Genomic DNA, 18,345 nt, shown 5'->3' with positions numbered 1-18,345 from the left:
GCCGGCGGCGTATGAGAGAGAACACGCCGGACAAGTCGTAGAGCAGGTTGTGCGGCCCACGGGCCTGGTCGACCCGCAGGTCGAGGTGCGCCCGGCGGTCAATCAGGTGGACGATGTACTGGGTGAAATCCGTATTCGGGTCGACAAAAACGAGCGCGTATTGATCACGACCTTGACCAAACGCATGGCCGAGCAATTGACAGACTACCTGAGCGAAAACGGTGTGAAAGTACGCTACCTTCACAGCGATGTGGATACGGTGGAGCGCGTTGAGATTTTGCGCGACCTGCGCCTGGGCGCATTTGACGTGCTGGTCGGCATCAATTTGCTGCGCGAGGGCCTGGACATCCCTGAAGTCAGCCTGGTGGCGATTCTGGACGCCGACAAGGAGGGCTTTTTAAGGTCGGAGCGCAGCCTGATCCAGACCATAGGCCGGGCCGCCCGAAACCTCAACGGCCGGGCCATTCTGTATGCCGACCGCATCACCGACTCCATGCAAAAAGCCATGGGCGAAACCGAGCGCCGCCGCAACAAACAGATCGCCTTCAATCTGAAGCACGGCATTACGCCGCGCAGCATCGTCAAGCGGATCAAGGACCTGATCGACGGCGTTTACAGCGAAAAATCCGGCAAGGAAGCCGAAAAACTCGAAATGCAGAAAGCGCTGGTCGAAGACATGAGCGAGAAAGACATCGCGCGTGAGATCAAGCGGCTCGAAAAGCAGATGATCGAGCATGCGAAAAACCTGGAGTTCGAAAAAGCCGCGAGGGTGCGCGACCAGTTGCACGTCCTGAAGCAGCAGGCCTTTGGCGCGCCGGGTATGGACAATATCGTTCCGGCTTAGCCGTTTGCACCAAATTGGTGCATTTATGGGTCATGACTGCAGGCTGACTTGGGGATCCGGGTAAAAACCCTGCTTGTGGTATACTTGACGAAAACAGTCAAGAACAACCCGAGAACAATAAAGCCCCCGCAACCGGCTGACTGGCCTGGGCGGCTGGAGGAAGAGTTCCCTGATGGCCACAAGCTTTTGGGGTGAAAACGACAGTCAAGCCAACATAAAGGAGCTTGTTATGCGACTCACGACCAAAGGCCGTTTTGCGGTCACCGCCATGATCGATCTGGGACTGCGCCAGAACAATGGCCCTGTCACCCTGGCCGCCATCAGCCAGCGCCAGCAGATTTCCCTGTCCTACCTTGAGCAACTGTTCGGCAAGCTGCGCCGCCATGAACTGGTCGAGTCCACCCGCGGCCCCGGCGGCGGTTACACCTTGGGCCGCAAGGCTTCCGAAATCACTGTGGCTGACATTATTGTGTCGGTGGACGAGCCAATTGACGCCACCCAGTGCGGCGGCAAGGAAAACTGCCTGGGCGAGGGCGGCCGCTGCATGACGCATGAGCTGTGGGCCTCTTTGAACAGCCGCATGGTGGAGTTTCTTGATTCGGTGACCCTGCAAAAGCTGGTGGATGACCAGTTGGCCAAAGGGGTGGTGGTCGAGAATACGCCCATGGTGAAAAAAGCCATCTTCACCGCGCCCATTGTCAAGCCGATTCGCGTGAATGCACCCAACTCCGTTTTTGCACTCGGCAATGCATTTTCCAAGTCCTGATGGGCGATTCGAGCGGTTTTTTGCGTTGATTTGATGGCCTCGATGTCATTGTTTTGAGCTGCCAGTCAGCCTGTGAATTAAAAAGCTAGCCACATGGATACTCCACATTTCCCCATTTACATGGACTACAGCGCCACCAACCCTTGTGACCCACGGGTTGTGGACGCCATGATTCCCTGGTTGCGCGAACACTTCGGCAACCCGGCGTCCCGCAGTCATGCCTGGGGTTGGGAAGCAGAAGCCGCTGTCGAGAAGGCGCGCGAGCAGATTGCCGCCCTGATTGGCGCCGACCCGCGCGAGATCGTCTGGACCAGCGGTGCCACCGAGTCCAACAACCTGGCGCTCAAGGGCGCCGCGCATTTTTACAAAACCAAGGGCAAGCACATCATCACGGTCAAGACCGAGCACAAGGCCGTGCTTGATACCTGTCGTGAGCTGGAGCGCCAAGGGTTTGAAGTGACTTACCTGGACGTGCAGACCGACGGCCTGCTTGATCTGGATGTGTTGAAAGCCGCCATTCGGCCCGACACCATTCTGGTCAGCGTCATGTTCGTCAACAACGAAATCGGCGTGGTGCAGGACATTCCTGCAATTGGTGCCCTGTGCCGCGAAAAAGGCATCATTTTCCATGTCGATGGGGCGCAAGCCACCGGCCGCGTGGACATCGACCTGGCGACCTTGCCGGTTGATTTGATGAGCCTGACCTCGCACAAGACCTACGGCCCCAAGGGTATCGGTGCCTTGTATGTGCGCCGCAAACCGCGCGTGCGCCTGGAGGCGCAAATGCACGGCGGCGGGCACGAGCGCGGCATGCGCTCGGGCACCCTGCCGACGCACCAGTGCGTGGGCATGGGCGAGGCCTACCGCATTGCCAAGGCCGAAATGCACGATGAGAACATGCGCATCCGGGCCCTGCACGACCGTATGCTGAACGGTCTCAAGGACATCGAAGAGGTATTTTTGAACGGGCATGCTGAAAAGCGCGTGCCGCACAACCTCAACATGAGCTTCAACTATGTCGAAGGCGAGTCGCTGATCATGGGCATCAAGGGCCTGGCAGTGTCAAGCGGTTCGGCCTGCACTTCGGCCAGTCTGGAGCCCAGCTATGTGCTGCGCGCCCTGGGCCGCAGTGATGAACTGGCGCACAGCAGCCTGCGCATGACGATAGGCCGCTGGAGCACCGAGGAAGAGATTGATTACGCGGTGGCCACCATCAAGGAAAACGTGGCCAAGCTGCGCGAGCTTTCTCCGCTCTGGGAAATGTTCAAGGATGGCGTTGACCTGTCCACCATCCAGTGGGCTGCTCATTAAGGCAGGCCCGCAATATACAGACAGCTTAAAGAGGTAGACAAAATGGCATACAGCGAAAAAGTGGTAGACCACTATGAAAATCCCCGCAACGTCGGATCCTTTGAAAAGGGCGACGACACGGTAGGTACCGGCATGGTCGGCGCCCCGGCCTGCGGCGACGTGATGAAGCTGCAGATCAAGGTCAACCCCGCCACCGGTGTGATTGAAGACGCCCGCTTCAAGACCTACGGCTGTGGCTCGGCCATTGCGTCCAGCTCGCTCGTGACCGAGTGGGTCAAGGGCAAGACGCTGGACCAGGCGGCCAGCATTAAAAACAGCGCCATTGCCGAAGAACTGGCCTTGCCGCCGGTCAAGATTCACTGCTCCATCCTGGCCGAAGACGCCATCAAGGCCGCCGTGAACGATTACAAGCAAAGACACACCCACTGAGTCACTGGTTCTTGACCCGCCCCCATTGAATTGTTGAGTGATTGAAATGTCCGTTACCCTGACCGATGCCGCTGCCCGCCACGTGACCCGCTACATGACCAAGCGCGGCAAGGGCGTGGGCGTCCGGCTGGGCGTGAAGACCACCGGTTGCTCGGGCCTGGCCTACAAGCTGGAGTATGCCGACGAGATCGCGCCCGAAGACGTGGTGTTTGAAGACAACGGTGTCAAGGTGCTGGTAGACCCCAAGAGCATGGCCTACATCGATGGCACTCAGCTGGACTTTGTGCGCGAAGGTTTGAACGAGGGCTTCAAGTTCATCAATCCCAATGAGCGTGACCGCTGCGGCTGTGGAGAGAGCTTTCGGGTTTGAGCCGTTTTTGCGCCTTTGCGCGCCCTGATGGAAGCCGCCAACGCTGACCGTGCTGGCGGCTTTTTAGTGACATGAATCTTCAATCCAACGACTTTGAGCTTTTTGGTGTGCCGATGCAGTTTGCGCAGGACCGGGCTGCGCTCGACGCGCGCTGGAAAGCGCTGCAGCGTGAAGCCCATCCCGACAAATTCGCCGCGCAAGGCGCTGCCGCCCAGCGTGTGGCGATGCAGTGGTCGGTACGCATCAACGAGGCCTACCAGCGCCTCAAGGATCCGTTGAAGCGGGCCAGCTATCTGTGCGAACTGCACGGCGCGCCCATCAATGCCGAGAAAAACACCGCCATGCCGGCCGATTTCCTGATGCAGCAAATGCACTGGCGCGAAGCCCTGGACGAAGCGAAAACCATAGCGAACATGGAAGATATTGCCAGCGAGGTCGATCAGGACGAGCGCAGGCAGCTATCAAAAATAGAGCAGTCGCTGGACGTCAGCAAAGACTTTCTGCAGGCCGCCCAGCAGGTCAGAAGCCTTATGTTTATTGAGCGCTTTGCCAGCGAGGTGGATGCCCGTATCGACCAACTGGGACAATAAGGGTCTACAAGAAAACGCCATGGCACTCCTGCAAATATCCGAACCCGGCCAAGCGCCAGACCCGCACCAGCGACGCATTGCCGTCGGCATTGACCTGGGCACCACCCATTCACTGGTAGCCAGCGTACGCAACGGCGTGTCCGAATGCCTGCCCGACGCGCAGGGGCGCGTTCTTTTGCCCAGTGTGGTGCGCTACCTCGATGCCGAGGGGCGCCAGATTGGCTTTGAGGCTTTGGCCGCTCAGGTCGAAGACCCGCGCAACACCATCTCTTCGGTCAAGCGCCTGATGGGGCGCGGCATTGACGACATTGGCAGCCGCACGCAATTGCCTTACCAGCTCAACGACAAGCCGGGCATGGTCACGTTGCAGACCGTGGCCGGCGAGAAAAGTCCGGTCGAAATCAGCGCCGAGATTCTCGCCACCCTGCGTTACCGGGCCGAAGACACCTTCAATGACGATGTTTATGGCGCGGTGATCACCGTTCCCGCTTACTTTGACGAAGCCCAGCGCCAGGCCACGAAAGACGCCGCGCAACTGGCCGGCCTGAATGTGCTGCGTCTCATCAACGAGCCCACCGCAGCCGCGATTGCCTACGGCCTGGACAACGCCAGCGAAGGCGTTTATGCCGTTTATGACCTCGGTGGTGGAACCTTCGACATCTCCATCCTGCGGCTGACGCAAGGTGTGTTTGAAGTGGTGTCAACTGGCGGCGATTCGGCGCTGGGCGGTGATGACTACGACCGCGCGTTGGCGGACTGGGTGCTGGTCAAGGCCGGTCTGGCGCTCGATACCCTCACGCCCTCCGACAAGGCCGCCTTGCAGCAGGCCGCGCGGGCCTGCAAGGAAGCATTGTCCGTCGCAGATTCGGCGCCTTTTTCGCTACGGCTATCCAAAGCATCGGTCAATTTTGAGATGAACGCGGCTGACTTCGAAACCGCCACCGCCCACCTGACCCAGCGCACCCTGACGGCGGTACGCAAGACCTTGCGTGATGCGAAGCTGGGCAAGGACGATATCCGGGGTGTGGTGCTGGTGGGGGGCTCGACCCGCATGCCGCAGGTGCGCAAGGCGGTCGCCAGTTTCTTCGGCAGTGAGCCCTTGATCAACCTCAACCCCGATGAAGTGGTCGCGCTGGGTGCCGCCATTTCTGCCAACCAGCTGGCCGGCAACAACACCGGCGGCGACTTGCTGCTGCTCGACGTGATTCCCCTGTCGCTCGGCATTGAAACCATGGGCGGACTGGTCGAGCGGATTGTGCCGCGCAACCAGACCATACCGACCGCCATGGCGCAGGATTTCACCACCTACCAGGACGGTCAGACCGCGCTGGCCCTGCATGTGGTGCAGGGCGAACGGGACCTGGTCGCCGATTGCCGTAGCCTGGCCCGTTTTGAGCTGCGCGGCATACCGCCCATGGTGGCCGGTGCGGCGCGCATCCGCGTCACCTTCACCGTTGATGCCGATGGGCTGCTCAGCGTCAACGCCAAAGAGCAGGTCAGTGGCGTCGAGGCGCGTATCGACGTGAAGCCGTCCTACGGTCTGTCCGACGATGAAATCGCCCGCATGCTGCAGGACAGCTTTTCCACCGCGCAGCAAGACATGCAGGCGCGGGCGCTGGCCGAAGCCAGGGTCGACGCTGACCGCATGATTCTGGCCACGCAAGGCGCGCTGGCTGCGGATGCTGACCTGCTGAGCCCCAACGAACTGGCGCAGATTGACGCGCTGATCGCCGCGTTGGGTGAAGCGCGGTTGCAGGGTGATGCCGCCACGGTTGAAGCGGCCACCCAGGCGCTGGCCAAGGGGACCGAAACCTTTGCCGCCCTGCGCATGAACCGCGGCATCAGGCAAGCCCTGGCCGGAAAAAACATAGAGGCAGTCTGACCCGACTGATACGCATGCCCATCATCAAAATACTGCCCCATCCCGAATATTGCCCGCAGGGCGCCGAGATCACCGCCCCGGCGGGTACCTCGATTTGCGAGGCCCTGCTCGACAACAAGATCAACATTGAGCATGCCTGCGACCTGAGCTGCGCCTGCACCACCTGCCATGTGGTTGTGCGCGAGGGGTTCAACTCGCTGAACGAGCTTGATGAAAGCGAAGAGGACCTGCTGGATCGCGCCTGGGGGCTGGAGCCCCACTCGCGCCTGAGCTGCCAGGCCGTTCTGGCGCAGACCGACGTGACGGTGGAGATCCCCAAATACTCCATCAACCACGCCAAAGAAGTCCATTGATTCCCGCATAATTTGCCATGCGCCAAATTGTCCTGGACACTGAAACCACCGGTCTCTCCGCCGAAAACGGCGACCGCATCATTGAAATTGGCTGTGTCGAGATGGTGGCGCGCAAGCTCACCGGCAACAACCGGCATTTCTACCTGAACCCGGAGCGCGACAGCCATGAAGACGCGCTCAAGGTGCACGGCATCAGCAATGAGTTCTTGAAAGACAAGCCCAAGTTCGCCATCATCGCCGACGAATTGCTCGACTACCTGCAGGGTGCCGAGGTCATCATTCACAACGCGCCATTCGATGTCAGCTTTTTAAACAAGGAACTGGAGTTGATGGGCAGGGAGCCGCTCAGGCAGTGCGTGGCAAAAGTCACCGACAGCCTGATGATGGCCAAGGAGCTTTTCCCCGGCAAGCGCAACTCGCTCGACGCGCTGTGTGACCGGCTGGAAGTGGACAACTCCGGTCGCACCCTGCACGGCGCCTTGCTCGATGCCGAACTGCTGGCCGACGTGTACATCAACCTTACACGCGGGCAAAACAGCCTGATGATGGATGTGGGTGGCCCCAGTCAGGACGGCGACGATGCACCCGTCGTTGACCTCAGTACCTTTGTGCTGCCGGTGCTGGCCGCCAATGATCAGGAAATGGCCGATCACGAGAAGCTGCTGCAGGATATCGACAAGGCCAGCAAGGGAAAAACTGTTTGGCGCCTTGAAGCAGCGCTGGCTGAAAAAGCGGCTTGAAACAGCATATAATCTTAGGCTGACCAATAGGGCGGTTAGCTCAGGGGTAGAGCACTGCATTCACACTGCAGGGGTCGCAGGTTCGAAGCCTGCACCGCCCACCAGAATTCGAAGAACAATAAAGAATAAAAAAAAGGCCAAGTCGTTTGACTTGGCCTTTTTCACTTCTGGCTGCCAATACGCAGCGAGCGTGGGCAGCACCGGCGTCAGAGCACCTCGCTGGCAAAGTCCGCCAGCCGTGAGCGTTCACCGCGTGCCAGCGTGATGTGCCCGCCGTGCGGCCAGCCCTTGAAACGGTCCACGGCAAAAGTCATGCCCGACGAGCCTTCGGTCAGGTAGGGCGTGTCGATCTGCGCCAGGTTGCCCATGCAGACAATCTTGGTGCCGGGGCCGGCGCGGGTGATGAGGGTTTTCATCTGCTTGGGTGTCAGGTTTTGCGCTTCGTCGATGATGACGTATTTGTTCAAAAAGGTGCGGCCGCGCATGAAGTTCATGCTTTTCACCTTGATGCGCGAACGGATCAACTCGTTGGTGGCGGCACGGCCCCATTCGCCAGAGCCGCCGCTGTCGGTCTTGCCCAGCACCTCCAGGTTGTCATCCAGCGCACCCATCCAGGGGCCCATTTTCTCTTCTTCGGTACCGGGCAGAAAACCAATGTCTTCGCCGACCGACACCGTGGCGCGGGTCATGATGATTTCGGTGTAGCGGCGATCGTCCAGCACTTGTGTCAGTCCGCTGGCCAGCGCCATCAGCGTTTTGCCGGTGCCTGCCGTGCCGGCCAGGGTCACGAAGTCGACTTCCGGGTCCATCAGCAGGTTCATCGCGAAGTTCTGCTCACGGTTGCGGGTGGTTACGCCCCAGACCGCATTTTTCAGGTGGTTGTAGTCCTTCAGGGTCTTCAGCACCGCCGTCTTGTCGCGGATCTCCGTGACGCGGGCGTACAGCGGCGGCTCGCCTGGCGCCTCAAAAAACACAAACTGGTTGATCAGCAGACTGGCCACTATCGGGCCGGTAATGCGGTAGAAGGTGTAACTGCCTTGCTGCCAGCTTTCCACGGTTTTGCTCTGGCGCGTCCAGAAATCTGTTGGCAGGGCCAGCGAGCCTGAATACAGCAGGTCGCCGTCTTCAAGGGTCTTGTCGTTCTGGTAGTCGTCGGTGGCCAACCCGAGTGCGCGGGCCTTGACGCGCATGTTGATGTCCTTGGACACCAGCACCACTTCGCGCGGGGCATATTCCTTGCGCAGGGCCTCGACCACACCCAGAATCTGGTTGTCGGCCTTGCCTTGCGGCAGGCTCGTCGGTAGCGTGTAGTCCAGCGGCTGGGTCTGAAAAAACAGGCTGCCCCCCGATTCGCGGTGGCCGGTGGTGTCCAGTTTGAGACCTTTGGCGATGTCGGCGCCCTGGGCTCCGGCCAGCGCGTCCAGCGTGCGGCTGGTCTGGCGCGCGTTGCGGGCGACTTCGGTCATGCCTTTTTTATGACCGTCGAGTTCTTCCAGTACGATCATCGGCAAAAAGATGTCGTGCTCTTCGAAACGGAACAGGCACATCGGGTCGTGCATCAGCACATTGGTATCAAGCACAAACAGTTTGCTGGGGCCCGTGCGTTTGGCTTTCTTCGGTTTTTGCACCGCTAGCTGTACCAGTTCGCTCTCTTTTTTATAGCCACCTGTGCCTGTGCTTCCTGGGCTGGACGGGTCTTTTGCCCTGAAGGCGACGGGATGCTCGCCACCCGCGGCGATGCGGCTGTCAAACAGGTCCAGTACCGGCGGTTTCTGGCTTGATTCGGCGTTGTCCTTCTTTCGGGAAGGCCTGGCGGGCGAGCGGGCCGGTGCATCAAAGGCATCGGTGGAGAGCAATGCGGCACGTTTGGTCGGGGCGGGGGGCAGGGGCATAGTGCTTAAAACTCTCTGAAGTTCTGGTTGCAGAAGTGAAAAAGCCGCCCTGAGGCCAGGGCGGCTTTTTCGGTGAGCGCAGTTGTAAGGGTCAACAGCATGAGTTCATTATGCACAAGTCCGGAGGCACGGCAATTGACTGTTGCTGGCAGACCTCAATGTTGCGCAATGTTGCGCACTGCTGCCCGGCAGCGGGGGTCAGGCGGGCTTTTTGAGCGCCTTCACCGCCTTGAGGACATCGTCCACATGCCCGGGTACCTTCAGGCCGCGCCACTCTTCTTTCAGCAGACCGTCGGCGCCGACCAAAAAGGTACTGCGCTCAATGCCTTTGACCTTTTTGCCGTACATGATCTTGTTTTTGACCACGCCAAACATGTGGCACATCTTTTCTTCGGTGTCCGCAATCAACTCGAACGGAAGCTCAAGTTTGGCCTTGAATTCGTCGTGCGACTTCATGTTGTCGCGTGACACGCCAAAAACGGTGGCGCCAGCCTTGACAAAGTCCTTGTAACGGTCACGAAATTGCATGGCTTCGGTGGTGCAGCCGGGCGTGTTGTCTTTGGGGTAAAAGTACAAGACGACGACTTTCCCCAGATGGGTCTGATTGGAAACCTTGAGGCCGCCTGTGGCGATCGCTTCAAATTCGGGAAGTGGTTTATTGACGACGACTGCCATACTGAGTGGACCCTGACGAAAGTAGTTGTAATTAGCCGTGGCCCCTGGCAACGCCCCTGGCGGTAATTCCGGGATGTGCTGCCAAGTGCAACCCTAGATTTTACTCTGAAAGAGGCGATGCTTCAGTCGCTTGCCTCATTAACGGGGCTTTCTGTTTCAATCAGCAGTGCTGCAATTACCCGGCGACCTTCCCCGGCCAGGATGTTGTAGGTGCGGCAAGCGGCCAGCGTGTCCATGGTTTCAATGCCGATGCGTTTTTCCATCAGGCTGCGCAAAAACGCCGGCGGCGGAAAGCGCAGGCGGGTACCGCTGCCAAAAATCACCAACTCTGGCTGCGTTGTCGTCAAAAGCGCGAAATGCTCGGCAGTGAGCTGTTCAAACTTCGGGCAATTCCAGGCAAATCTTTCGCCGCCCGAGCCAATCACGACGCTGTACTCGACTTTTTCGGCCACGCCGTTGTGCCCGAGCCCGACCCAGCCGGGGCCATAACCCAGGATGGATTGGACGTCGAGACGGTCAGGTTGGAGTTTCATGCGAAGTCTGGGGAGGTTCCGGGGTGCAATGCGAGTGCCGGGCCGCGCCCGACCGCCAGCGCCGGACCAGTGAAACCCGCCTTTTATGTGGTCAAATTATAGATTCCGCTTGAATTTTCCCGCGCAACAGGCGCGTCCGGCGGGCTTTGCCTGAATACCCCTCAAAAAAAGCATTCATGAAACCGATCACCAAATCTGCCAAATTGGCCAATGTGCTCTACGACATCCGTGGCCCGATCATGGACGCCGCCAAGCAGATGGAGGAAGAGGGGCAGCATCTGATCAAGCTCAACCTGGGTAACCTGGCGGTGTTCGGTTTTGATGCACCCGAAGAAATCCAGCAGGACATGATTCGCAACCTGCCCACCTCGGCCGGTTATTCGGACAGCAAAGGCATTTTTGCGGCGCGCAAGGCGGTGATGCACGAAACCCAGAAGCAGGGCATCAAGGGCGTGACCCTGGACGACGTTTACCTGGGCAATGGGGCAAGCGAACTGATCGCGATGGCCACCAACGCGCTGCTGGACGATGGTGACGAATTGCTGCTGCCGGCGCCCGACTACCCCTTGTGGACCGCCTCGACCAGCCTGTCGGGCGGCACGCCGGTGCATTACCGCTGCGATGAAGAAAACGGCTGGATGCCGAATCTGGACGACATTCGCGCCAGGATCACGCCCAAAACCAAGGGCATCGTGGTCATCAACCCGAACAATCCGACGGGTGCGCTGTATTCGGATGCCTTGCTGGTCAGCATTGTCGAGATCGCGCGCGAGCACGGTCTGGTCATCCTGGCCGACGAGGTGTATGACAAGGTGCTGTACGACGGCGCGCGTCACACCGCGCTGGCCAGCCTGTCAACCGATGTGCTGACACTGACTTTCAATTCACTCTCCAAGAGCTACCGTTCCTGCGGCTACCGTGCCGGCTGGCTGGTCGTCTCTGGTCCCAAGATGAAGGCGCAGGACTACATCGAGGGCCTGAACATGCTGGCCAATATGAAGCTGTGCTCCAACGTGCCGGGCCAGTGGGCGATCCAGACCGCGCTGGGCGGCTACCAGAGCATCAACGACCTGACCGGCGAGGGCGGGCGCCTGCGCCGCCAGCGCGACCTGGCCTATGAGCTGATCACCGCGATTCCGGGTGTCAGCTGCGTCAAGCCCTGCGCGGCGCTTTACATGTTTCCCAAGCTCGACCCCAAGGTCTACCCGATCAAGGACGACCGGCAGTTTTTTCTGGAGCTGCTGAAGGAAACCAAGGTGATGCTGGTGCAGGGCACCGGCTTTAACTGGGCAGCACCGGATCATTTTCGCATCGTCTTTTTGCCGCATGAGGAAGACCTGCGCGAAGCGATTGCGCGAATTGCCAGGTTTCTTGAAAACTACCGAAAAAATAACCGCTAAACCCTTCCAACATCATGAAACCGAAATTGACGAATCTGACATCCATCAAAGTGGGCCTGCTGGGCATTGGCACGGTAGGCGGCGGCGTGTTCAACGTATTGCTGCGCAACCAGGAAGAGATCCAGCGCCGGGCCGGGCGGGGCATTGAAATTGCCATGGTGGCCGACCTGGACACCGCACGGGCGCAAGCCGCCGTGGGCGATGGCGTGCAGGTGGTCAGCGATGCGCGCGCCGTGATTGCCAACCCCGACATTGACATCGTGATCGAGCTGATTGGTGGCTACGGCATTGCGCGCCAGTTGGTGATGGAAGCGATTGAAGCGGGCAAGCATGTGGTGACCGCCAACAAGGCCTTGCTGGCCGTGCACGGCACCGAGATTTTTGCCGCCGCGCACCGCAAGGGCGTGATGGTGGCTTTTGAGGCGGCGGTGGCGGGCGGCATCCCCATCATCAAGTCGCTGCGCGAGGGGTTGACCGCCAACCGCATCGAATGGGTTGCCGGCATCATCAACGGCACCACCAATTTCATCCTGAGTGAAATGCGCGACAAGGGTTTGGACTTTGACGTGGTGCTGAAAGAAGCGCAGCGCCTGGGTTACGCCGAAGCCGACCCGACCTTTGACATTGAAGGCGTGGACGCCGCGCACAAGGTGACCTTGATGTCGGCGATTGCCTTTGGCATTCCGGTGCAGTTTGACAAGGCCTATGTGGAAGGCATCACCCAGCTGGGCGCGCAGGACATCAAGTACGCCGAGCAGCTTGGCTACCGCATCAAGCTGCTGGGCATCACCAAGAAAACCGACAAGGGCATTGAGTTGCGTGTGCACCCCAGCCTGGTGCCAGTCAAGCGCCTGATCGCCAATGTCGAAGGCGCCATGAACGCCGTCATGGTGCATGGCGATGCCGTGGGCACCACGCTGTACTACGGCAAGGGCGCGGGCAGCGAGCCGACGGCCAGCGCCGTGATTGCCGACCTGGTCGACATCACGCGTTTGCACACCGCCGACGCCGCGCAGCGCGTGCCGCATCTGGCCTTCCAGCCCGACGCCATGAGCGACACGCCGGTGCTGGCCATGGGTGACGTGGTGACCAGCTACTACCTGCGCCTGAAAGTGGCGGACGAAGCCGGCGTGCTGGCCAATGTGACCGGCATTCTGGCCGAGGCCGGCATCAGCATTGATGCCGTGCTGCAGCGCGAGGCCGACGAAGTGGGCGGCGAAGGCTCGACCCAGACCGATCTCATCATCCTGACGCACGACTGTCTGGAGGCCAGGATGAATGACGCGCTGGCGCAGATGCAGGCGCTGCCGACGGTGCTGGCGCCGATCACGCGCATCCGCAAGGAGGAACTGGCCTGATGCGTTACCTCTCGACCCGGGCCTCATCCCCCGACACGGCTGAGCGCAAACGCTTTTGCGAAATCCTGCTGGAAGGCCTGGCGCCCGATGGCGGCCTGTACCTGCCCGAGCAGTATCCGCAAGTCGGCACGGCCACCCTGCAAAAATGGCGCGGCCTGCCCTATGCCGATCTGGCCTTTGAAGTGCTGTCGCTCTACATCGACGACATTCCGGCGGCTGACCTGAAAGCGATTTGCCGCAAGACCTACACCGAAGCGGTCTTTGGCACGAAAGAGATTGTTCCGCTCAAAAAGCTGGAAAACGGCCTGTATCTCGAGTCCCTGTCCAACGGCCCGACGCTGGCCTTCAAGGACATGGCGATGCAGTTGCTGGGCAACCTGTTCGAGTACGAACTGGCGCGCCGCGGTGAGGAACTCAACATCCTGGGCGCCACCAGCGGCGACACCGGCAGCGCCGCCGAGTACGCCATGCGCGGCAAACAGGGCGTGCGGGTTTTCATGCTGAGCCCGAACGGCCGCATGAGCCCGTTCCAGCAGGCGCAGATGTTCAGCCTGCAGGACGCGAACATTCACAACCTCGCAGTGGAAGGCGTGTTTGACGATTGCCAGGACATCGTCAAGGCGGTGTCCAACGACCTCGATTTCAAGCGCCGGTACAAGATCGGCACCGTCAATTCGATCAACTGGGCGCGCTTGATGGCCCAAGTCGTTTACTACTTTGCCGGTTATTTTCAAGCCACGAAGTCGAATACAGAGAAGGTCAGCTTTGCTGTGCCATCCGGCAACTTCGGCAATGTCTGCGCCGGCCATGTGGCGCGCATGATGGGTTTGCCGATCCAGCAGCTGGTGGTGGCGACCAACGAGAACGATGTGCTCGACGAGTTCTTTCGCACCGGCGTTTACCGGGTGCGCGGCAGCGCCGATACGCATGAAACCTCCAGCCCGTCGATGGACATTTCCAAGGCCTCAAATTTTGAGCGCTTTGTGTTTGACCTGCTCGGCCGTGACGGCGCCAAGGCCCGGACGCTGTTTCATGACCAGCTGTCCAGCCAGGGCAGTTTTGACCTGAGCGGCGATGCCGCCTTTGCCCTTGCGGCCCAGCGTTATGGCTTTGTCAGCGGCAAGAGCACGCACGCCGACCGGCTGGCCACGATCAGGGACACCTACCAGCGCTTTGACACCCTGATTGACACCCACACCGCCGACGGCCTGAAGGTGGCGCGCGAGCATCTGCAGCCGGGCGTGCCGATGATCGTGCTGGAGACGGCGCTGCCCATCAAGTTTGCCGAAACCATTGAAGAGGCGCTGGGCCAAACCCCGCCGCGCCCGGCCCGGTTTGAGGGCATAGAGGCCCTGCCCAAGCGCGTCAAGGTGTTGCCGGCCGACGCCGCGGTGGTAAAGCGCCATATTGCCGAAAATACCGGCTAAAAAGGCCTCTGGCCCATATGCAATGGGCGGTAGCAGCTATTTAAATGATAGCGACACAGTTTTCTTCCGTGACCTTGAAGGCCGCCTCATGAACGTCGTTGGATTTGCCGGGTACTCTGGCTCGGGCAAGACCACGCTGGTGGAAAAGCTGATTCCCGCGCTAAAGGCTCGCGGCCTGCGCGTGTCGGTCGTCAAGCATGCCCATCACAAGTTTGACATCGACCACCCGGGCAAGGATACGTACCGCCACCGCCAGGCCGGTGCCTTCGAGGTGGTGGTGGCCTCGCAAAACCGGCTGGCCCTGATGCGTGAGTTCGAGCAGCCCGCCGCGATGAGCGTGCACCAGCTGATTGCCGAGCTGTACGAGGGGGTGGACTGGGTGCTGGTGGAAGGCTTCAAGAGCAGCGACCTGCTCAAGATTGAAGTCTGGCGCGCCTCGTCCGGCAAGCCCACGCGCTACATGGAAGACGATTTCATCGTCGCCATCGCCACCGATTCCCCCGGCCAGCTGCCCGAAGCAACCTTGCGTCCGGTGCTGGATTTGAACGATGCAGAGGCCGTGGCCGACTACCTGGTCAACAATCAGGAGCGCTTTGCCTATTCGTTTGAAAACCGCGACTGGAGCCGCGCCTGAGGCCGTCATTCAGCGCCCCCGATTCAGCCCGAAACCGATGACCATGAGCCCTGCCGATACCAAGCCGTCCAGTCCCGCAACGCCCGTGCGTGCCCCGCTCAAGCCGCTCGATCAGGCGCTGGCCGAGCTGCTGGCGCAGGCCACGCCGCTGCCAGGCATTGAAAGCGTTTTCACCTTCGAGGCCGATGGCCGCGTGCTGGCGCAAGACCTGGTGTCTGCGCTCAACGTGCCGGGGCACGACAACAGCGCCATGGATGGCTATGCGGTGCGCTGCGCCGACTGGGCCGATGCCACGACCTTGTTGCAGGTCAACCAGCGCATTGCCGCCGGCAGCAGCGGGCAAGCCCTGGCCGCCATGTCGGCCGCGCGCATCTTCACCGGCGCGCCGATTCCGTCCGGCGCCGACGCCGTGGTGATGCAGGAAGACTGCCAAACCGTGGGCGCCGATGGCGTGCGCCTTCTGGTGCCACCCCAACCCGGCCAGTGGATTCGCCGCCAGGGCGAGGACGTGGCGGCAGGCTCGGTGGTGCTGCAGCGCGGCAAGCGGCTGGACCCGGCCGCGCTGGGGCTGGCCGCCAGCATCGGCTTTGCGCAGCTGCCACTGGCGCCGCGCGTGCGCGTGGCCCTGTTCTCGACCGGCGATGAGCTGGTTATGCCTGGCGACGTGGCGCCCGCCGACCTGCCGGCTGGCGCCATTTACAACTCCAACCGCTTCTTTCTGCGCGCCTTGCTGCTGCGGCTGGGCTGCGTGGTGACCGATATGGGCATCGTGCCGGACCGGCTCGATGCCACCGTGGCCGCGCTGAAAGACGCCAGCGCCGGGCATGACCTGATTCTGACCAGCGGCGGCGTTTCGGTCGGCGAGGAAGACCACATCAAGCCCGCCGTGCAGGCGCTGGGCCAGCTCAACCTCTGGCAGATTGCCATCAAGCCGGGCAAGCCGTTTGCGTATGGCGAGGTCGGCTCCGCCCACTTTATCGGCCTGCCGGGCAACCCGGTGTCGAGCTTCGTCACCTTCTTGCTGCTGGTCCGGCCGTTTTTGCTGCGGCTGCAGGGCATGACTGACGTTGCTACTAAATCAATAGCAATACCTGCGCATTTTGATTGGGCCAGGGCCGATAAGCGCCGGGAATTCCTGCGGGTGCGGCGCAATCCGGCGGGTGGGCTGGAGCTGTTCGCCAACCAGAGTTCCGGTGTGCTGACGTCGGCGGTCTGGGGCGACGGGCTCGTCGACAACCCGGCCGGCCAGAGCATTGCGCACGGCGATATGGTGCAGTTCATCCCGTTTTCCGCACTCCTGTCCTGAGGCCCGCATGAAAGTCACCGTCAAATACTTTGCCTCGATCCGCGAAGTCATGGGGCAGGGCAGCGAGTTGCGCGACACCGCGGCCACCACCTTGACCGGCCTGCGCGACGAACTGCTGGCCGCCAGCCCGGCGCACGCCAGCAGCCTGGCCCGCGGCAAGGCCGTGCGCATGGCGCTGAACCAGGTCATGAGCGATGAATCGGCTGCGCTGACCGAGGGCTGCGAGGTGGCGTTTTTCCCACCGGTGACCGGAGGTTAAACATGACCTCGCGTGTGTCGATTCAAATCGAAGATTTCAATCTTGCCGAGGAGATTGGGACGCTGCGAAAAAATGACAAGCGCATTGGCGCCGTCTGCAGTTTTATAGGCACGGTCCGTGACCGCAATGACGGGCTGAGCGTCAACAGCATGGAGCTGGAGCACTACCCCGGCATGACCGAAAAGGCCATCGAGGCCATGATTGACGAGGCTTTTCGGCGCTTTGACATCCTGGGCGCGCGGGTCATTCACCGCGTTGGCCTGCTGCAGCCGCTCGATCAGGTGGTGATGGTGGCGGTGACATCGGCGCACCGGGGTGAGAGCTTTCAGGCCTGCGAGTTTCTGATGGACTACCTCAAAACCCAGGCACCGTTCTGGAAGAAAGAGCAAACCCCCGAAGGCGCGCGCTGGGTCGATGCGCGGGTCAGCGACGATGCGGCGCTGGCCAAATGGGGTATTGAAGCCCGCAATACATGAGCTGCCGGGCTGGGTGGCTGGGTGGCTGGCTGGGGGGATGGGTTGAGGGCCTGAGCGGACCCGCCTCAGTTCAAATACCTCGGTTTGTCTGCCTCGTCCGGGGCGATTTCATCGGCCGGGGCGCCGGCCTCCAGCCTGGCCGCTGCTGGCTGCAGTTCAAGCCATTTTGACTTTTTAAGGGCCTGCAGCAGCAGGTGCAGCAGTCCCTGGGTCAGGGGTGGGTCCATCGCAACCTGCGCATCGCGGGTCTGGGTCGGCAGTTTTTCAATCAGCTGCAGCTGCAGCTGCCCGGTCGGGCGCAACGTCAATTTCACTTCAGAAATCAGCCAGGGTTCGGTGCCCTGGCGTGTTGCGGACGCCTGGGCGTGCGGTTTTGCCAGTTCCTGGTAGGGCGTTGAAAAATCCCCCTGGTAGGCGGCCGCCTCTTTCTGAAAGCTGTCCAGCAGACTCTGGCGCTGCGCCTCCAGCGACGCGGCCGGGCTGGTCTGGGCGGTGTAGCGCTGCATCTGGGTGGCCGAGGTGCTGTTGAGCGCCGGCAGCAGCTTGAGCGTCAGGCGGCGGGTAAACCACAGGCGCAGTTCGTCACCGGCACCGGTGTTGATGCGCAGCAACAGCCGGTCCTGCTCCTGCACATAACTGACATTGAGCTGGTGAATATTCATGCGCCGATTTTAGGCGGTGGAGCCGGGTTTGATCTGGCGCAACAGGGTGTTGCCTTTCCGGCTTGAAAATGGGCAGACCAGCCCGAACTACCCAGCAATTCGGAGAAAAACCCATGCGACAAGACAAACTGACCACCAAATTCCAGGAAGCCCTGAGCGACGCCCAGTCGCTGGCTCTGGGTAATGACAACGGCTACATCGAGCCGGCGCATTTGCTGTTGGCGATGCTGCGCCAGGACGACGGGCCGCGCGCCCTGCTCGAAAAGGCCGGCGTCAACGTGGGCGGCCTGGTGCAGGCGGCCGATGCCGCCGTGAAAAAGCTGCCCCAGGTGCAGGGCCAGGACCAGATCCAGGTCGGCCAGGAGCTGGCCAAACTGCTGCAGGCGACCGAAAAAGAAGCCATCAAGCGCAACGACCAGTTCATTGCCGGCGAGCTGT

Annotated in this window: 21 protein-coding genes and 1 tRNA gene; 18 read left to right on the top strand and 4 right to left on the bottom strand. The window is 60.8% G+C overall.

The genetic code is table 11. The annotated features are described in order from the left end of the window. The 10 genes from RMO23_RS10325 to RMO23_RS10280 form a co-directional block, all read left to right on the top strand. The coding region (locus RMO23_RS10325; RefSeq protein ID WP_309681139.1) for a helicase-related protein at positions 1–844 on the top strand (844 nt) is incomplete at its 5' end. A gap of 229 nt (positions 845–1,073) precedes the next feature. Next, the gene (gene iscR / locus RMO23_RS10320; RefSeq protein WP_309681137.1) at positions 1,074–1,610 is read left to right on the top strand and encodes a Fe-S cluster assembly transcriptional regulator IscR; all 537 of its coding nucleotides are present in this window, start codon (positions 1,074–1,076) and stop codon (positions 1,608–1,610) included. 93 nt (positions 1,611–1,703) lie between these two features. Beyond that, complete coding sequence (locus RMO23_RS10315; RefSeq protein ID WP_309681135.1) at positions 1,704–2,921, top strand: IscS subfamily cysteine desulfurase; 1,218 nt, start codon at positions 1,704–1,706, stop codon at positions 2,919–2,921. A 42-nt stretch (positions 2,922–2,963) separates the two neighbouring features. Continuing rightward, positions 2,964–3,350 (top strand): Fe-S cluster assembly scaffold IscU, encoded by a 387-nt coding sequence (gene iscU, locus RMO23_RS10310; protein WP_309681133.1) that lies wholly within the window; start codon positions 2,964–2,966, stop codon positions 3,348–3,350. A gap of 46 nt (positions 3,351–3,396) precedes the next feature. Continuing rightward, the gene (gene iscA / locus RMO23_RS10305; RefSeq protein ID WP_011801674.1) at positions 3,397–3,720 is read left to right on the top strand and encodes an iron-sulfur cluster assembly protein IscA; all 324 of its coding nucleotides are present in this window, start codon (positions 3,397–3,399) and stop codon (positions 3,718–3,720) included. 71 nt (positions 3,721–3,791) lie between these two features. After that, complete coding sequence (gene hscB / locus RMO23_RS10300; RefSeq protein ID WP_309681128.1) at positions 3,792–4,310, top strand: Fe-S protein assembly co-chaperone HscB; 519 nt, start codon at positions 3,792–3,794, stop codon at positions 4,308–4,310. 19 nt (positions 4,311–4,329) lie between these two features. Continuing rightward, entirely contained in the window at positions 4,330–6,192 is a 1,863-nt protein-coding gene (gene hscA, locus RMO23_RS10295; protein WP_309681126.1) for a Fe-S protein assembly chaperone HscA, read from the top strand. 14 nt (positions 6,193–6,206) lie between these two features. Next, a complete protein-coding gene (gene fdx, locus RMO23_RS10290; RefSeq protein WP_309681124.1) occupies positions 6,207–6,545 on the top strand; it encodes an ISC system 2Fe-2S type ferredoxin in 339 nt (112 codons plus the stop codon). A gap of 17 nt (positions 6,546–6,562) precedes the next feature. Further along, entirely contained in the window at positions 6,563–7,285 is a 723-nt protein-coding gene (dnaQ, locus tag RMO23_RS10285) for a DNA polymerase III subunit epsilon (RefSeq protein WP_309681122.1), read from the top strand. Between the two features lie 29 nt (positions 7,286–7,314). Next, positions 7,315–7,389, top strand: a tRNA-Val gene (locus RMO23_RS10280). A 102-nt stretch (positions 7,390–7,491) separates the two neighbouring features. Here the strand turns inward: RMO23_RS10280 and RMO23_RS10275 are convergent. From RMO23_RS10275 to RMO23_RS10265, 3 genes are all read right to left on the bottom strand, one after another. After that, positions 7,492–9,177 carry a PhoH family protein gene (locus tag RMO23_RS10275; RefSeq protein ID WP_309681120.1) on the bottom strand — a complete coding sequence of 562 codons (1,686 nt, stop codon included), beginning with the start codon at positions 9,175–9,177 and terminating at the stop codon, positions 7,492–7,494. Between the two features lie 198 nt (positions 9,178–9,375). Next, positions 9,376–9,852, bottom strand: a complete 477-nt coding sequence (locus RMO23_RS10270; RefSeq protein WP_309681118.1) for a peroxiredoxin — start codon at positions 9,850–9,852, stop codon at positions 9,376–9,378. Positions 9,853–9,974: 122 nt separating this feature from the next. After that, positions 9,975–10,385 (bottom strand): Mth938-like domain-containing protein, encoded by a 411-nt coding sequence (locus RMO23_RS10265; protein WP_309681116.1) that lies wholly within the window; start codon positions 10,383–10,385, stop codon positions 9,975–9,977. Positions 10,386–10,561: 176 nt separating this feature from the next. Between RMO23_RS10265 and RMO23_RS10260 the strand changes: the two genes are divergently transcribed. From RMO23_RS10260 to RMO23_RS10230, 7 genes are all read left to right on the top strand, one after another. After that, on the top strand, positions 10,562–11,785 hold the full coding sequence (locus tag RMO23_RS10260) for a pyridoxal phosphate-dependent aminotransferase (RefSeq protein ID WP_309681114.1): 1,224 nt from the start codon (positions 10,562–10,564) through the stop codon (positions 11,783–11,785). A gap of 35 nt (positions 11,786–11,820) precedes the next feature. Beyond that, positions 11,821–13,143: a homoserine dehydrogenase gene (locus RMO23_RS10255; RefSeq protein ID WP_309681140.1), complete on the top strand. Its 1,323-nt coding sequence runs from the start codon at positions 11,821–11,823 to the stop codon at positions 13,141–13,143. Then, entirely contained in the window at positions 13,143–14,570 is a 1,428-nt protein-coding gene (gene thrC / locus RMO23_RS10250; RefSeq protein WP_309681112.1) for a threonine synthase, read from the top strand. Before RMO23_RS10255 ends, thrC begins: the two co-directional genes overlap by 1 nt. A gap of 88 nt (positions 14,571–14,658) precedes the next feature. Next, the gene (gene mobB / locus RMO23_RS10245; protein ID WP_309681110.1) at positions 14,659–15,204 is read left to right on the top strand and encodes a molybdopterin-guanine dinucleotide biosynthesis protein B; all 546 of its coding nucleotides are present in this window, start codon (positions 14,659–14,661) and stop codon (positions 15,202–15,204) included. A gap of 37 nt (positions 15,205–15,241) precedes the next feature. Next, entirely contained in the window at positions 15,242–16,510 is a 1,269-nt protein-coding gene (glp, locus tag RMO23_RS10240) for a gephyrin-like molybdotransferase Glp (RefSeq protein WP_309681108.1), read from the top strand. Between the two features lie 7 nt (positions 16,511–16,517). Continuing rightward, entirely contained in the window at positions 16,518–16,769 is a 252-nt protein-coding gene (locus RMO23_RS10235; RefSeq protein ID WP_309681106.1) for a MoaD/ThiS family protein, read from the top strand. 2 nt (positions 16,770–16,771) lie between these two features. Continuing rightward, positions 16,772–17,245, top strand: a complete 474-nt coding sequence (locus RMO23_RS10230; protein ID WP_309681105.1) for a molybdenum cofactor biosynthesis protein MoaE — start codon at positions 16,772–16,774, stop codon at positions 17,243–17,245. A 65-nt stretch (positions 17,246–17,310) separates the two neighbouring features. Here RMO23_RS10230 and RMO23_RS10225 read toward each other — a convergent pair whose 3' ends face one another. Beyond that, positions 17,311–17,907: a hypothetical protein gene (locus tag RMO23_RS10225; RefSeq protein WP_309681103.1), complete on the bottom strand. Its 597-nt coding sequence runs from the start codon at positions 17,905–17,907 to the stop codon at positions 17,311–17,313. A gap of 113 nt (positions 17,908–18,020) precedes the next feature. Between RMO23_RS10225 and RMO23_RS10220 the strand changes: the two genes are divergently transcribed. Next, on the top strand, positions 18,021–18,345 hold a 325-nt coding region (locus RMO23_RS10220; protein ID WP_309681101.1), incomplete at its 3' end, for a Clp protease N-terminal domain-containing protein.

The sequence above is a fragment of the Polaromonas sp. genome (assembly GCF_031411155.1).
In the GTDB taxonomy this organism is placed as follows: Bacteria; Pseudomonadota; Gammaproteobacteria; order Burkholderiales; family Burkholderiaceae_C; genus Polaromonas.
The sequence above is the reverse complement of the archived record's forward strand: the minus strand, read 5'-3'. Positions and strand labels throughout refer to the sequence as shown.

Bases quoted from the DNA above. Each gene is read 5' to 3' on its own strand.
- mobB (WP_309681110.1), top strand. From the start codon at position 14,659: ATGAACGTCGTTGGATTTGCCGGGTACTCTGGCTCGGGCAAGACCACG.
- RMO23_RS10270 (WP_309681118.1), bottom strand. From the start codon at position 9,852: ATGGCAGTCGTCGTCAATAAACCACTTCCCGAATTTGAAGCGATCGCC.
- RMO23_RS10260 (WP_309681114.1), top strand. From the start codon at position 10,562: ATGAAACCGATCACCAAATCTGCCAAATTGGCCAATGTGCTCTACGAC.
- iscA (WP_011801674.1), top strand. From the start codon at position 3,397: ATGTCCGTTACCCTGACCGATGCCGCTGCCCGCCACGTGACCCGCTAC.
- RMO23_RS10265 (WP_309681116.1), bottom strand. From the start codon at position 10,385: ATGAAACTCCAACCTGACCGTCTCGACGTCCAATCCATCCTGGGTTAT.
- thrC (WP_309681112.1), top strand. From the start codon at position 13,143: ATGCGTTACCTCTCGACCCGGGCCTCATCCCCCGACACGGCTGAGCGC.
- RMO23_RS10315 (WP_309681135.1), top strand. From the start codon at position 1,704: ATGGATACTCCACATTTCCCCATTTACATGGACTACAGCGCCACCAAC.
- RMO23_RS10275 (WP_309681120.1), bottom strand. From the start codon at position 9,177: ATGCCCCTGCCCCCCGCCCCGACCAAACGTGCCGCATTGCTCTCCACC.
- fdx (WP_309681124.1), top strand. From the start codon at position 6,207: ATGCCCATCATCAAAATACTGCCCCATCCCGAATATTGCCCGCAGGGC.
- RMO23_RS10225 (WP_309681103.1), bottom strand. From the start codon at position 17,907: ATGAATATTCACCAGCTCAATGTCAGTTATGTGCAGGAGCAGGACCGG.
- RMO23_RS10235 (WP_309681106.1), top strand. From the start codon at position 16,518: ATGAAAGTCACCGTCAAATACTTTGCCTCGATCCGCGAAGTCATGGGG.
- iscR (WP_309681137.1), top strand. From the start codon at position 1,074: ATGCGACTCACGACCAAAGGCCGTTTTGCGGTCACCGCCATGATCGAT.
- dnaQ (WP_309681122.1), top strand. From the start codon at position 6,563: ATGCGCCAAATTGTCCTGGACACTGAAACCACCGGTCTCTCCGCCGAA.
- RMO23_RS10230 (WP_309681105.1), top strand. From the start codon at position 16,772: ATGACCTCGCGTGTGTCGATTCAAATCGAAGATTTCAATCTTGCCGAG.
- hscB (WP_309681128.1), top strand. From the start codon at position 3,792: ATGAATCTTCAATCCAACGACTTTGAGCTTTTTGGTGTGCCGATGCAG.
- glp (WP_309681108.1), top strand. From the start codon at position 15,242: ATGACCATGAGCCCTGCCGATACCAAGCCGTCCAGTCCCGCAACGCCC.
- hscA (WP_309681126.1), top strand. From the start codon at position 4,330: ATGGCACTCCTGCAAATATCCGAACCCGGCCAAGCGCCAGACCCGCAC.
- iscU (WP_309681133.1), top strand. From the start codon at position 2,964: ATGGCATACAGCGAAAAAGTGGTAGACCACTATGAAAATCCCCGCAAC.